Raw genomic sequence first — 14347 nt, forward strand, 5'->3', positions numbered from 1 at the left:
GTCCTGTCGGTGTCGTTCGGCCTCGGCTCTGGTTCTTCGTCCTCGCAACCGGCACCGCTGCGCGGTGTGAGCCTCAGGCCTTGGGGATCTGGAAGAGTTTCGTCAGCCCGGCGGCGAAGCCGAGGTCGCCGGCGACCTTGAGCTTGCCCTTCATGAACAGCATGGGCGCCGAGGCGTTGCCGGAGGCCAGTTTCAGGAAATCCGCCGGGGGCGTCGTGATCGTCACCCGCGGCTCGTGCTGCGGGTCCTTGCTGACGGTGCACTGGCCGTCGGCCAGCACGCATTCGTAGCGCAGCAGGTCGTCCTCGGTGCCGATCCGCCACCGCACCACGGCCTTGATCGAGCCGGCCTTCTCGGTCTTGTAGTGCTCGCCCATCCGCCGGAACACCTCGTCGAGGATGCGTTCGCGCAGCTCGGGGCGTTCCATCACGGCTTCGATCTGGGCGTCGGAGGCGCGCGAGATCAGCCGCGCGAACTGCTCCGGCCGCAGCGCGCTCAGGTCGACCGGGGTGCCGCTGCCGGCGATCTCGGAGGCGGCTTCGAGCAGCGCGACGAACTCTTCCTTGCCGACCTTCTTGGGGTCGACCTCGCCGAGGGCCGCGATCGGGTCGGTCTCGGGTTGGGGCATCGGTGCCACCTCCATTACCTACTCGTGAGTAAGACTACGTTCGAGTAGGTTCGAAGGCAAGCGGGCGCAGCGGATCGGATCTGATCTAGCCTGACCGGAAAAGACCAGCGTAAGAGGTGAGATGGTCGATCGTCAGGACAACGGCCGCCCCCGGTCGCGGCGCCTGCCGCGGGCGGTTCGCGAGCGGCAGATCCTGGACGCCGCGGTCGAGGTGTTCGCCACGCACGGCTTCCACACCGCGTCGATGGACGAGATTTCCGAGGTCGCGGGCATCTCCAAGCCGATGCTCTACGCCTACCTCGGTGCCAAGGACGAGTTGTTCGTGGCCTGCATCCGGCGGGAGGCCGCCCGGCTGATCGAGGCGATCAGCACGGCCGTCGAAGCCGGGCTCAGCCCGGACGAGCAGCTGTGGCGCGGCCTCCAGGTGTTCTTCGAGTACGTGCACCGAAACCAGGCGGGCTGGACGGTGCTGCACCGGCAGGCGAACCTGCAGGGCGAGCCGTTCGTCTCGGAGCTGGTGGAGTGGCGGGAGCGGGCGACCAGCCTGATCGCGGCGCTGCTGGCGCAGGCGACCGCGGGATCGGCGCAGCCGATGCAGGCGGAGCAGACCGAGCCGTTCGCGGTGGCCCTGGTCGGGGCCGGCGAGTCGCTGGTGGAGTGGTGGTTCCAGCATCCCGAGCACGCCGCCGAGGGGATGGCGATGCGACTGATGAACATGGTCTGGATGGGCTTCGGCGACCTCGTCGAAGGCCGCTCCTGGACCCCGAGCCCCTAGTGGACCGCAATTTCAATGGAAATCGAATGTCCGATTTCCATTGAAATTGCGGAAGTTCTCCACAGCCACCGGGAGTTCTCCACAGGTGTCGGTGTGTCGTGGTCCCGACACGCCGAAGGGGTGCAGTTTCAATTGAAACTGCGGTCACCTCGTCTCAGCGGACCTCGCCGAGCAGGTGGGGTTTGCCGGAGCGGGCGTGGAGGGCGAAGTTCCAGCCGGTGTCCTGCCTGCTCATCGTGAAGTCCGCTGTGGATGGGAGCAGCAGCGGCTTGCGGAACTCGACGTCGACCGAGTACGCGTCCGGCAGCCGCTCCGCGAACGCCGCCAGGCAGCGGGCCTTCGACCACATGCCGTGCGCGATCGCCCGTGGGAACCCGAAAGCCTTGGCGGTCAGGGGATGCAGGTGGATCGGGTTGCGGTCCCCGGAAACCGCCGCGTACCGCCGCCCGGTGTCGCCCGGCACCCGCCAGGTCGCCGTCGGCTCCCCCGTCGCGCCCAGCTCCGCCGCCGCTGCCGGCTGCCCTGACGCCTCGTCGCGCTCGGGCGTCGCCTCGCCTGGCTGCCTCGCCGGCTCCCCGGCTGCGTCCCGCGCCTGTGCCTCGCCGCGCTCCGCCTGCTCGGGCGCGCCGCCGCGCCGGAGGTAGGTGCTGGTCTCCCGCCACACCACCGCGCCGCCCGCGCTGGTCTCGGTGATGACGTCGAACTGCCGCCCCTTCGGGTGCGGGCGCAGGTCGGCCACCCGGACCCGCTGCGTCAGCACGTCGGTGACCAGCAGCGGGCACTCCTGGCGGATCGTGTTGGCCACGTGCACCAGCCCGACCAGCGGGAACGGGAACCCGGGATCGGTCATCAGCCGCACCGACAGCGGGAACGACAGCACGTGCGGGTAGGTGATCGGGAGCTCGTCGCGCAGCCCGAACCCGCACACCCGGTTGTACTCGGCGAGCTGATCGCGGTCGATCTCGATGTCGCGCCGCAGGTACTCGGTGTCCGGCAGGCCGTCGCCGCGCCGGGCCGGCCCGGTCGCGACCGCCTTGAGGTACAGCGCGGAAAGCTTCGGTGCAGTGCTCAGTTCCGGCATCGCGGGTTTCCGTTCCGTCGACTGGTTCGGGGATCAGGCGCCGAGGAGGCTCTGGCCGCAGACCCGGACCACGTTGCCGTTCACCCCGGCCGACGCCGGGTCGGCGAACCAGGCGATGGTCTCCGCGACGTCCACCGGCAGCCCGCCCTGGGACATGCTGTTCATCCGGCGGCCCGCCTCGCGCACGAACAGCGGGACGGCCGCGGTCATCTTGGTCTCGATGAAGCCCGGCGCGACCGCGTTGATGGTGGCCCCGCGGCTCGCCGCGATCCCGGCGGTGGATCGCACGTGCCCGATCACGCCGGCCTTGGACGCCGCGTAGTTGCCCTGCCCGACGTTGCCCGCGATGCCGCTGATCGAGGCGACGCCGATGATCCGCCCGCCGGGTCGCAGCGGGGAGCCGTCGGCGAGCAGCAGTTCGTTGATCCGCTCCTGCGCGGTCAGGTTCACCGCGAGCACCGCGTCCCACTGCTGCGACGTCATCCGGCCGATCGTCTTGTCCCGCGTGATGCCCGCGTTGTGCACCACGACGTCCAGCCCGCCGTGGCGCTGCGCGAAGTGCTCCGCGATCCGGTTGGGCGCGTCGTCGGCGGTGATGTCCAGCTGCAGCGTCGAGCCGCCGATCCGGTTGGCGACCTTGGCGAGGTCGCCGCCCTGCGCGGGCACGTCCAGGCACACCACGTGCGCGCCATCGCGCGCGAGGGTCTCCGCGATCGCCTCGCCGATACCCCGCGATGCGCCGGTGACCAGGGCGATCTTGTCGCGCAGCGGGCTTTCCCGGTCGACCTCCGGCACCTCCGCCGGGCCGACCCGGACCACCTGCCCGGAGACGTACGCGGACTTCGACGAGAGCAGGAACCGCAGCGTCGAGTCGAGCGCGTCCTCTGCTCCCCTGGCGACGTAGACCAGCTGCGCGGTCGCGCCACGCTTGAGCTCCTTGCCCGCCGTGCGAACGAAGCCTTCGAGAGCACGTTGCGCGGTGTGCGCGCGTGGGTCCCGCTGCTCTTCGGGCGGCGCGCCGAGCACGATCACCCGGCCGCAGCGGTCGGTCTGGCGGATCGTCGGGCCGAAGAACTCGCGCAGCTCGCGTAGTTGTTCACTGCTCTCGATGCCGGTCGCGTCGAAGATCAGCGCCGAGTAGCGTTCGCCTTCGGCCGGGGTCTGGTGGACCTTGGTGTGAACGTCGTCGATCGTCGCCGCGATCGCGTCGCCGAGCCGCCCACCGGGCGCGGCGCCGACCAGCACCGGGCCGCTGACCACGGGATCGCCGGGGCGGTAGCGGCGCAGCGGCGTCGGTGCGGGCAGGCCGAGCCGCTTGACGACCTGCCGTCCGATCGGGGACAGGGTGAACTGCTGGTACCGGTCGGCCATGTGGACACTCCCGCGGGTTTGGGGGCGCGAAGTTCGCTCGACGTCAAACCTACCCACGGGTAGGTTAGGTTGCCAGGGAGAGCATCGCATCAACTAGGGAGTCAGGCCATGGCCACCGTTCGGCGAGTAGCGATCATCGGCGGCAACCGGATTCCGTTCGCCCGGTCCGGCGGCCCCTACGCCCACGCCTCCAACCAGGACATGCTCACCGCGGCCCTGGACGGGCTGATCGCGCGGTTCGGGCTGCAGGGCGAGCGGCTCGGCGAGTTCGTCGCCGGGGCGGTGCTGAAGCACAGCCGCGACTTCAACCTGGCGCGCGAGACCGTGCTGGGCTCCCGGCTCGACCCGCGCACCCCCGCCCACGACGTGCAGATGGCCTGCGCGACCGGGCTGGAGAGCGTGGTGTCGGTGGCGAACAAGATCGCCCTCGGCCAGCTCGACGTCGGCATCGCCGGCGGCGTCGACTCGGCCAGCGACGCGCCGATCGCGGTCAACGAGGACCTGCGCCGCGTCCTGCTGCGGGCCAACCACGCCAAGTCCGCGGCCGGCCGGCTGAAGGCGCTGGCCGGTGTCCGGCCGCAGCACGTCGTGCCGGAGATCCCGCGCAACGCTGAGCCCCGCACCGGGCTTTCGATGGGCGAGCACGCCGCGAAGACCGCGCTGGCCTGGGGCATCGGCCGCGAGGAGCAGGACGAGCTGGCCGCGCGCAGCCACCAGCGGCTCGCCGCCGCCTACGACCGCGGCTTCTTCGACGACCTGATCACGTCGTTCCAGGGCCAGGCCCGCGACCAGAACCTGCGGCCGGACAGCTCGGCGGAGAAGCTCGCCAAGCTCAAGCCGGTGTTCGGCCGCGGCGAGGGCGCGACCATGACCGCGGGCAACTCGACGCCGCTGACCGACGGCGCGTCCACCGTGCTGCTGGCCAGCGAGGAGTGGGCCGAGCAGCGGCGGCTGCCGGTGCTGGCCTACCTCGGCGAGGTGGTGTCCGGCGCGGTCGATCACGTCAGCGGCGACGACGGCCTGCTGATGGCCCCGGCCTACGCGGTGCCGAAGCTGCTCGACCGGACGGGCCTGGAGCTGGGCGACTTCGACTTCTACGAGGTGCACGAGGCGTTCGCCTCGCAGGTGCTGGCGACCCTGAAGGCCTGGCAGGACCCGGAGTTCTGCAAGGACCGGCTCGGCCGGGCCGAGCCGCTGGGCGAGATCGACCCGGCGAGGCTCAACGTCAACGGCTCGTCCCTGGCGGCGGGCCACCCGTTCGCGGCAACGGGCGGCCGGATCGTGGCGACCCTGGCGAAGCTGCTCGCGGAGAAGGGCTCGGGCCGGGGCCTGATCTCCATCTGCGCGGCGGGCGGCCAGGGCATGACGGCAATCCTCGAACGCTGACCCGGACACCACCCCGCCGGGCACCGAGAGCCCCCAATTTTAGGCAAAATCGGAACCCCACCCGCCCCGGAACGGCGCAGAAGCCCTGGTGGTCCCCAATTTTAGGCAAAATTGGGAGCCCTCAGCGGGGCAAGCTCGCCCCGAAGGGGCCGGTGCCTGGCGGGCACGTCTCACACGCGCCCGCACCCATTTCCGAAGCGAACCTCATAGGCAAAATTGGGACGCCTGCTTGGATCCTCGGGCGGGCTTGGAGTTTCCCGATTTTAGGCGAAATTGGGCGATTTCGCGGGGCTTCACCAGCGGGGTTCGTCCGTGCCGTAGGCGTGGATGAAGGGCCAGGTCAGGGCTTTTCCGTCGATCCGGCCGGGCGGGGCGACCGCGGTGATCCGGCCGTCCGGGGAGTCGAGTCCGGTCAGCCAGCGTTCGGCGTCCGCCGAGGCCGGCGGTCGTTCCGCGCGGGGTCGACCGAGGAGCCAGTGCGCGGTCCGGGCCAGGGAGAGTTCGCGGAGCCAGGTGCCGCCGGCCTCGGACTGCCGCCGCAGGCCGTCGAGCACCGCCGCCGCGCAGAGGTAGCCGGTGCCGTGGTCGAGCAACTGGCAGGGCAGCGCGCCCGGTCCGTCCGATGTGGATTCAACGGTGGCGATTCCGGAGGCGGCCTGCACGATGCTGTCGAAACCGCGCCGCTCGCCCCACGGCCCGGCCGTTCCCCAAGCCGACAGAGAGACCACCACCAGGCCCGGATGCCGTTCGGCGAGCTCCTCGGCGCCGAGCCCGAAGCGGCGGAGCGCGCCCGGCCGGTAGCCGTGCACGAGCACATCGGCCCCGGCCAGCAGTTCGTGAAGCAGCGCAAGGCCTTCCGGCTCATCCGCGTCGAGCACGGCGGTGCGCTTGCCGAGCAGCGTGTCGTAGCTGCCAGGGCGTTCCGGACGGTGCGGCGGGTCGATTCGCAGCACGTCCGCGCCGAGCGCCGCGAGGAAGCGTGTGCACACCGGCCCGGCGATCACCCGCGTCAGGTCGAGCACCCGGATCCGGTCTCCCCGACTCCGCGGCGCGGCGTCGCCGACCCGGTCCGTCCCGACGAGCGGCTGCGCCGCGACGGCCCGCCCCGGCGGCTCGGCCAGCCATTCCTGCGGAGTGCGCACGGCGGCGGCGATCCCGCCGGCCTCGACCACGCGTGATTCCACCTCGCGCGCCGGGAGTTCCCCGATCGCCGACGCGACGGCCTCGACGTCATCGGGCGTGCCGAGCGCGCGCACCAGCGCTTCGCGGTGCCAGGGGTAGTTGCCGTGCGTGCGGACCCAGCCGTCCGCGGCCCGCCAGAACCGCGACATCGGCGCGAAGCCGTCCAGCGGCGGCTCGCCGTCGAGCCGGAGGTGGGCCTCGCTGCGCATCGCGGCGGCGACGTGCCCGGTCGCGAGCTCGACGGGTCGCCGGGTCGCCGCGAGCAGTGCCGCGCCGACGCAGGCGATCGCGGTCTCCTCCACCGGCAGCCGCGATCCGAGGTGCCCGAGGTCGCCCGTCACGGCCAGCTCGGCGGGATCGCGATCGACCCCGAGTGTTCCCAGCGCTTCCGACAACGGGTTCAGCCAGGGCTCCATGGCCAGATCCTCGGTGCTCGAAGCGGCCACCGCAGCAGGTCCAGTCGAAGATCACAGGCCCCGGATTCCGGAGTATCGCTTGGTCTAGCGATTTCCCTAGACAACCGAATATCCGTCGAGCCGGCGCCAACACACCCATCGCGGTTTCTCGCCGAATATCGAATCAGCGCTAGACGACTGGATAAAGTCCGAGGAATGGACCCGGTCCGCAACCCCTTCGCCCCCGGCGCCGGACAGCGGCCGCCCGAACTGGCCGGCCGGGATCGCGAGGTCGACGCCTTCGGCGTCGTGCTCGAACGAGTCGCGCGCGGTCGCCCGGAGCGCAGCCTCGTGCTCACCGGCCTGCGTGGTGTCGGCAAGACGGTGCTGCTCGGCGAGCTGCGTTCGATGGCGGTCAAGCGCGGCTGGGGCGCGGGCAAGGTGGAGGCCCGCCCGGAGGCCGGGCTGCGGCGCCCGCTGTCCGGCGCGCTGCACCGCGCGATCCGCGATCTCGCGGTCCGGCACCGCGCCCCGGACCGCGTCGAGGAGGTGCTCGCCGTCCTGAAGGCGTTCGCGCTGAAGGCGAATCCGGACGGCGCGAAGCTGCGGGACCGCTGGCAGCCGGGCATCGACGTGCCCGCCGCCCAGGGCCGGGCCGACTCCGGGGACATCGAGATCGACCTGGTCGAGCTGTTCACCGAGGTCGCCGAGCTGGCCGCGGACGTCGGCACCGGCATCGCGCTGCTGATCGACGAGATGCAGGACGTGCAGCCCGCCGACGTCTCGGCGCTGTGCGCCGCCTGCCACGAGCTGTCCCAGTCCGGCGCGCCGCTGGTGGTTGTCGGCGCGGGGCTGCCGCACCTGCCCGCCGTGCTGTCGGCGAGCAAGTCCTACTCCGAGCGGCTGTTCCGCTACGTGCGGATCGACCGGCTCGCCCGCTCGGACGCCGACCGCGCCGTCGTCGCCCCCATCGAGCGCGAGGACGCCGAGATCACCCCGGCCGCCCTGGACGCCCTGTTCACGATCTCCGGTGGCTACCCGTACTTCGTGCAGTCCTACGGCAAGGCGACCTGGGACGCGGCGGTGCGCGCGGAGATCAGCGACGAGGACGTCCGGCTGGCGGCGCCGGAGGCGGAGACCGAGCTCGCGGTCGGCTTCTTCGGCTCCCGCTACGAGCGGGCCACGCCCGCCGAGCGCGAGTACCTGCGGGCGATGGCGGAGCTCGTCGAGGGCCGCGACGAACCGGCGCCGACGGCGTCCATCGCGGAGTACCTGGAGCGCCGCCCGTCCTCGCTGTCCCCGGCGCGCGACAGCCTGATCAAGAAGGGCCTGGTGTACTCGGGTGAACGCGGCCTGATCGCGTTCACCGTCCCGCACTTCGGCCGCTACCTGCTCACGCAGGAATAGCCCGGAAGAACCGGTTGGCGCTCGGCCGGAACATCGCCACCAGCGCGCCGGCCACGGCGATCACGTGCAGCGCACGGACCAGGACGAAGGCGAGCTGCCAGGCGTCCGAGGGTGGGGCGATCCCGCCGCCGGTCAGCGCCGAGGCGAGCGGCGGCCCGACCATGCTCAGCATCCCGATGCCGCCGAGCAGCACGGCCAGCACGCAGTGGGCCGGACGGCGCCTGGACGACGTGGATCAGCGTTTCGAGGACGCCGGCGCCCACGGCGATCAGCCAGAGCAGGATCGAGTTCCGCACGGCGGCGGGTTGTTCGCGCACGGTCGGCCCCTTCCGAGAGGTGATCACCTCGGAGTGTGCTGCGTGGATCGCCGCAGCTCATCGGACGTTCTCCCGGAGATGTCCTCTAGTGGGGCCGACCCGCCACTACGTCTTTCTAGGCATATCTAGATCAGTTGCTAGAGAGCTGTATAAAGGTCGATGGCGTCGCTGATCCGGGTCGGATCGGGGTGACCTGAGACACATGTCGACATGTGTGTAACGGGAAGCCGTCGGGCGTCGATATGCAGGATGACCCCGCGGTGCTGTCGGACCCCCGACCTGGCAGCATCGCGGGGCTTTCCAATTCCGGCACTCCGCCGGTATCGGGCATCTCGCCCACCCCACCACCTGAAACCAGCCGAACCCGGCGTTATTCCCGGGTCCCCCGGTGAACCGTCGTCGCGCGCGAAGGGAGTCGCGAATGGAAGCCGTCATCGTCCTGGTCGGCGCCCTGGTCCCCACCTTGGCGGCCACGGCCTTCTACGTCCGCGATCGCAACCGCCTCTGACAGTGGCCGGGCGGGTTGGTCCAATCCGCCCACTCCGCGCGACCGTGTGCTGTTGACTGCGGGCGTGAGTGCTGATCAGCAGCGCGCTCCCGAGCGCAGGTCCGGGAAAGGCGCAGGCCTGCTCGCAGCTGCGATTCTCGTGCCGCTCATGACGGCGGCCGAGTACTTCGTCGTCGGCGCGGCGTGGGCCGCCTGCCTCACCGACACCGAGCGCTACGGGGCCGCGCTGATGCTGTCGGTGCCGGTGCTGTTCGTGCTCAACATCGTCGTGTTCGGGGTGACCTTCCCGCTGATCTGCTCCGCCGCGCGCCGGCTCCGGCACCCGCGGACGGCGGCCGTCGCCGGTATCGCGCTGGTCGTCGCGGTGGCGTTCTACGTGGAGGTCGGGGCGGTGTACTACTACTGGGCCGAGCCGGCCCAGCTCGGCGAGTGCGCCGACCACGTCCAGCTGTGGTGGCCCTCCTGGACCCGGGGCTGACCGGTCTCCGCCCGGGCTGAGATGTGCGCGTCAGGTGACCAGAGTCGCGAGGGTTTCCCGCAGTACCGCGGCCGTGCCATCGAGCTCGCTTCGCGCGCGCTCGCGCCAGTCCGCAGCTATTCGGAACGTGGAAGCAGCACTGCCCGAAGGAGTGCAAGACGCAGTCGATTCGGAACCGTGACGATCGACTCGGGAGAGCCACCCGTCGGAACACCGCGCGGCGGTGTGTTGTTGACTGCGGACGTGAGTGCTGAGCAGCAGAAACGCCGTGCCCGTGTCCGCGCCCCCGAGCTGATCGGCCGCCAGTGGCTGAACACCGGCGGCGAGGACCTCAAGCTTGCCGACTTCCGCGGCAAGGTCCTCGTCCTGGACTTCTGGACGTTCTGCTGCATCAACTGCTTGCACGTGCTCGACGAGCTGCGACCCTTGGAGGCCGAGTTCGCCGAGGAGGTCGTCACCGTCGGCGTGCACTCGCCGAAGTTCGAGCACGAGGCCGATCCGGATGCGCTGGTCGCCGCCGTCGAGCGCTACGCCGTGCACCACCCGGTGCTCGACGACCCGGAGCTGACCACCTGGCAGAACTACGCGGTCAAGGCCTGGCCGACGCTGGTCGTCGTCGACCCCGAGGGCTACGTCGTGCACGTCGCCGCTGGTGAGGGGCACGTCGAGGCCCTGCGCAGCGTGATCACCGAGATCATCGCCGAGCACGAGGCCAAGGGCACGCTGCACCGGGGGAACGGCCCTTACGTGCCGCCGGAGGCGCCCGAGACCACGCTCCGCTTCCCCGGCAAGGTCATCGCCCTGCCGAGCGGGAACCTGCTGGTGTCGGACTCCGCGAACCACTCGCTGGTCGAGTTCGCCGCCGACGGCGAGACCGTGGTGCGCCGCATCGGCGCTGGTCGGCGCGGTCGCGCGGACGGCGCTGCCGCCGAGTTCTCCGAACCCGCCGGTCTCGCGCTTCTGCCGCAACACGTCGCCGAGCGGGTCGGCTACGACGTCGTGGTCGCCGACACCGTCAACCACCTGCTGCGCGGCGTCCGGCTCGCGGACGGCGAGGTCACCACCCTGGCCGGGACCGGCGAGCAGTGGCGCGACGGCGCCGACGGCGGATCCGCCCTGGAGACGCCGCTGACCAGCCCCTGGGACGTCGCCTGGTGGGAACCGGCCGGCGGCGTGGTGATCGCGATGGCGGGCAACCACACGCTCGGCCTGTTCGACCCGGTCCCGGGCCAGCTCCGGCGGTTCGCCGGGACGACGGTCGAGGGCCTCCGCGACGGCGCGGCCGACGAGGCGTTCTTCGCGCAGCCGTCCGGGCTGGCCGACGGCGGCGATCGGCTCTGGCTGGCCGACTCCGAGACCTCCGCGCTGCGCTGGGTCGAGGCCACGGGCGATGGTTTCGAGGTGCGCACGGCCGTCGGCACCGGGCTGTTCGACTTCGGCCACGCCGACGGCCCCGCCGAGAAGGCGCTGCTCCAGCACCCGCTCGGCGTCGCGGTCCTGCCCGACGGCTCGGTCGCGGTCTGCGACACCTACAACGGCGCCGTCCGACGCTACGAGCCGGCGACCGGCGAGGTGTCGACGCTGGCCACCGACGTCGCGGAGCCCTCCGGCGCGGCCGTGGTGGACGGGGAGCTCGTCGTGGTCGCCTCCGCCGCGCACCGGCTCGAGCGGCCGGTCCCGCCGGGCGTCGCGGCGCGCCTCGTCGAGGGGGCGTCGCAGCAGGTCAAGCGGCCGGCCACGGAAATCGGCAGCGGCGCGGTCGAGCTCGCCGTGGTGTTCACGCCGCCGCCGGGCACCAAGCTGGACGAGCGCTACGGGCCGTCGACCCGGCTGGAGATCACCTCGTCGCCGGCGGAACTGCTGGTCGAAGGCGCCGGCGTGGGCACCGATCTGACGCGTCGCCTGGTGCTGGCCGAGGGCATCGAGCAGGGCGTGCTGCACGTGGTGGCGCAGGCCGCCAGCTGCGACGACGACCCGTCGGTCGAGCACCCGGCCTGCCGCCTGACCAGGCAGGACTGGGGCGTGCCGATCAAGATCGCGGTAGCCGGGCCGAAGCGGTTGCCGCTGGTGATGGGCGGCCTTGACGCCGAGGCGTGATCTCGCGGCCCCGGTGGGCCACCGCACCGGGTGTTGACAGGGGCCGCCGGGCACGGCGCGTGCTCGCATTTCCGCAGGTAGATGCTCGTGCGCGGTTTGGAGCGCTATGGCACTCCAAACCGCTCACGAGTACTTGACCAGCGGAAACCGTTGGTGGCACCGGTGGATCCGCCGTGGCGGGGCGGGAAAGCTGTGCCCTGGCCGGTTGGTCGCCCGGCGGCGGCAAGTAAACTTTTCGGGTGACCGATGCCAAGCTCGAAATCCAGATGCTGCACGACCGGGTCATGGTGCGCATCTCCCCGGAATCCGGTGAACGCCGCAGCAGCGGCGGCATCGTGATTCCGGCGACCGCCCAGGTGGCCAAGCGGCTGCTGTGGGGCGAGGTCTTCGGCGTGGGCAGTCACGTGCGCACGGTGAAGGTCGGCGACCAGGTGTTGTTCAACCCCGACGAGCAGTTCGAGGTCGAGGTCCAGGGCCAGGCCTACCTCGTGATGCGGGAGCGGGACCTGCACGCCGTGGCCAGCGAACGCACCGAACAGGGCACCGGGCTGTACCTGTAGTCGACGCGGCCTTCCCTCGCGGAGCCGGCCGCCGATATCGTCACGCGCCCCACCGCACGACCGACACGAGAAGGGGAAGCGGTGCCGGAAAACCACGATCATCGAAGCGGTGCCGAGCCGTCGACCGAACGGATGCGCACCGACCCGGAACGTTCCGGCGAGGCCCAGCCGGAGACGAGCGTCGAGCAGACCACCCGGATCCCACCGGTGCAGGCCGACTTCGACGAACGCACCCGCCCCAACCTGTCGGGCGCCGCGAAGCCGCAAGCCCAGCAGCCGGCACCGGAGTCCGACACCGAGCGGACCGCCCAGATCGCCGCGGTGCCCGGCGACTTCTCCACCTTCCGCATCGGCGAGACCCAGGCGATCCCGCAGGTCGGCGCCCAGTCCGGCGGCTGGGCCGCCGCGACCCCGCCGCCGTCCGACGCCGATAAGAAGCGCCGCGGCCTGATCCGCGCCGGCATCGCCGCCGGCGCCGTGGTCGGCGCGCTGGTGCTGCTCTACGTCGGCGACCTAGTCCTCACCAGCGGCCAGGTGCCGCGCGGCACGGTGGTGGCCGGCGTCGACATCGGCGGCCTGGACGAGACCGCCGCCGAGACGGAGCTCCGCGAGAAGCTCGGGCCGGGCCTCGACGAGCCCGTCGAGCTGCGGGTCGGCGACCGCACCGCCACGATCAACCCGGAGCAGGCCGGGCTGCAGATGGACTGGGCGGCGACCGTCCAGCAGGCGGGCAGCCAGCCGCTGAACCCGTTCACCCGGATCGCCTCGCTGTTCACCACGCGCGAGGTCGCCCCGGTCAGCCACGGCGACCGCGAGCAGCTGGTCCAGGCGCTGGAGCAGGTCCGGCCGCAGCTGGACCGGGCCCCGGCCGAAGGCGCCATCCGGTTCGAGGGCACCAAGCCGGTAGCCGTCGACCCGATCACCGGGCAGACCATCGACGTGCAGCGGGCCACCGACGAGGTGCTCACCCACTGGGCGGAAGACGTCGCCGTGCAGGTGCCCTTCACCGAGCAGCCGGTCAGCACGACCAGCGAGGGCGTGCAGCGGGCGCTGCGCGAGGTGGCGCAGCCCGCGGTGTCCGCGCCGGTGACCGTGCGCGGCCAAGGCAAGGACGCGACCCTGGCGCCCGCGGCGATCGCGGCGGCGCTGCGGTTCGAGTCGGACGGCGCCGGCGGGCTGAAGTCCCACGTGGACCTGCCGGCCGCGATCGCCAGCGTCGAACCGCAGCTGGCCGACACGATCAAGCCCGGCAAGGACGCCGAGATCGTCCTGGAAGGCGGCGCGCCGGTGGTCCGGCCGTCCACCGACGGCATCGGCGTCGACTGGAACAAGAGCTTCGAGCGGATCGACGAGGTGCTCCGCAGGCCGCAGGACCGCGCGGTGCAGGCTATCTACGTGCACGAACCCGCCAAGTTCACCACCGAGCAGGCCAACCAGATGGGCATCCGCGAGGTGGTCGGCGAGTTCACCACCAACGGGTTCGAGGCCGCGTCCGGGGTGAACATCCGGCGGACCGCCGAGCAGGTCAACGGCGCGATCATCAAGCCGGGCGAGGTCTTCAGCCTCAACGGGCACACCGGGCCGCGCGGGATTCCGCAGGGCTACGTCGAGTCCGGGATCATCGAGAACGGCCGCCCGGGCCGCGCTGTCGGCGGCGGCATCTCGCAGTTCGCCACGACGCTGTACAACGCCTCGTACTTCGCCGGCATGCAGAACGTCGAGCACAAGGCGCACAGCTACTACATCAGCCGCTACCCGGCGGGCCGCGAGGCCACCGTGTTCCAGAGCCCCAGCGGCGCGAGCATCATCGACGTCAAGTTCAAGAACGTCGCCAAGAGCGGGATCATGATCACCACCCGCTGGACTCCGTCGTCGATCACGGTGACGCTGTGGGGCACCAAGCAGTTCGACGTGTCCTCGCAGACCGGCGAGCGGACCAACCCCACGCAGCCGCAGGAGAAGGTCGTGCCGCCGGGCGAGCCGTGCAGCCCGAGCAAGGGCACGCCGGGCTTCTCGGTGAACGACACCCGGACCATCAAGGACGTGACCACCGGCCAGGTGCGCACCGAGACCCAGCACACCGTCTACAACCCGCAGCCGATCATCCACTGCGGCGCGCCGCCGGGCGGACCGCCCGCCCCGCCGCGCTGACGGCGAGTCGC

12 protein-coding genes are annotated in these 14347 nt (G+C 71.5%); 7 read left to right on the forward strand and 5 right to left on the reverse strand.

Annotated elements, in window-relative coordinates; all coding sequences use genetic code 11:
• Nucleotides 1-73: 73 nt before the first annotated feature.
• Nucleotides 74-628, reverse strand: a complete 555-nt coding sequence (locus tag E1288_RS25965) for an SCP2 sterol-binding domain-containing protein (protein WP_235883804.1) — start codon at nucleotides 626-628, stop codon at nucleotides 74-76.
• 121 nt (nucleotides 629-749) lie between these two features.
• Between E1288_RS25965 and E1288_RS25970 the strand changes: the two genes are divergently transcribed.
• Nucleotides 750-1403 carry a TetR/AcrR family transcriptional regulator gene (locus E1288_RS25970; RefSeq protein ID WP_132489436.1) on the forward strand — a complete coding sequence of 218 codons (654 nt, stop codon included), beginning with the start codon at nucleotides 750-752 and terminating at the stop codon, nucleotides 1401-1403.
• A 154-nt stretch (nucleotides 1404-1557) separates the two neighbouring features.
• Here the strand turns inward: E1288_RS25970 and E1288_RS25975 are convergent, their stop codons facing one another.
• Nucleotides 1558-2484 (reverse strand): MaoC/PaaZ C-terminal domain-containing protein, encoded by a 927-nt coding sequence (locus E1288_RS25975; RefSeq protein WP_132489438.1) that lies wholly within the window; start codon nucleotides 2482-2484, stop codon nucleotides 1558-1560.
• Between the two features lie 33 nt (nucleotides 2485-2517).
• Nucleotides 2518-3855, reverse strand: coding sequence for a 3-oxoacyl-ACP reductase (locus tag E1288_RS25980; RefSeq protein WP_132489440.1), 1338 nt, complete (start codon nucleotides 3853-3855; stop codon nucleotides 2518-2520).
• A gap of 108 nt (nucleotides 3856-3963) precedes the next feature.
• Here E1288_RS25980 and E1288_RS25985 point away from each other — a divergent pair, with 108 nt between their 5' ends.
• Nucleotides 3964-5241, forward strand: a complete 1278-nt coding sequence (locus E1288_RS25985; protein ID WP_132489442.1) for an acetyl-CoA C-acetyltransferase — start codon at nucleotides 3964-3966, stop codon at nucleotides 5239-5241.
• Nucleotides 5242-5534: 293 nt separating this feature from the next.
• On the opposite strand, the gene E1288_RS25990 is transcribed toward E1288_RS25985, so the two are convergent.
• Nucleotides 5535-6839 (reverse strand): CoA transferase, encoded by a 1305-nt coding sequence (locus tag E1288_RS25990; RefSeq protein ID WP_132489444.1) that lies wholly within the window; start codon nucleotides 6837-6839, stop codon nucleotides 5535-5537.
• 195 nt (nucleotides 6840-7034) lie between these two features.
• Between E1288_RS25990 and E1288_RS25995 the strand changes: the two genes are divergently transcribed.
• Nucleotides 7035-8225 (forward strand): ATP-binding protein, encoded by a 1191-nt coding sequence (locus tag E1288_RS25995; protein ID WP_132489446.1) that lies wholly within the window; start codon nucleotides 7035-7037, stop codon nucleotides 8223-8225.
• Here E1288_RS25995 and E1288_RS26000 read toward each other — a convergent pair.
• Nucleotides 8212-8427 (reverse strand): hypothetical protein, encoded by a 216-nt coding sequence (locus tag E1288_RS26000; RefSeq protein WP_132489448.1) that lies wholly within the window; start codon nucleotides 8425-8427, stop codon nucleotides 8212-8214. The two genes, E1288_RS25995 and E1288_RS26000, sit on opposite strands and share 14 nt — an antisense overlap.
• A 687-nt stretch (nucleotides 8428-9114) precedes the next feature.
• Between E1288_RS26000 and E1288_RS26005 the strand changes: the two genes are divergently transcribed.
• From E1288_RS26005 to E1288_RS26025, 4 genes are all read left to right on the forward strand, one after another.
• Nucleotides 9115-9528: a hypothetical protein gene (locus E1288_RS26005; protein ID WP_132489450.1), complete on the forward strand. Its 414-nt coding sequence runs from the start codon at nucleotides 9115-9117 to the stop codon at nucleotides 9526-9528.
• Between the two features lie 243 nt (nucleotides 9529-9771).
• Entirely contained in the window at nucleotides 9772-11625 is a 1854-nt protein-coding gene (locus tag E1288_RS26015) for an NHL domain-containing thioredoxin family protein (RefSeq protein ID WP_132489452.1), read from the forward strand.
• Between the two features lie 239 nt (nucleotides 11626-11864).
• Nucleotides 11865-12185, forward strand: coding sequence for a GroES family chaperonin (locus E1288_RS26020; protein WP_093260968.1), 321 nt, complete (start codon nucleotides 11865-11867; stop codon nucleotides 12183-12185).
• A gap of 81 nt (nucleotides 12186-12266) precedes the next feature.
• Nucleotides 12267-14336: a VanW family protein gene (locus E1288_RS26025; protein WP_132489454.1), complete on the forward strand. Its 2070-nt coding sequence runs from the start codon at nucleotides 12267-12269 to the stop codon at nucleotides 14334-14336.
• Nucleotides 14337-14347 lie beyond the last annotated feature (11 nt).

The organism is Saccharopolyspora elongata (assembly GCF_004348985.1).
GTDB lineage: Bacteria > Actinomycetota > Actinomycetes > Mycobacteriales > Pseudonocardiaceae > Saccharopolyspora > Saccharopolyspora elongata.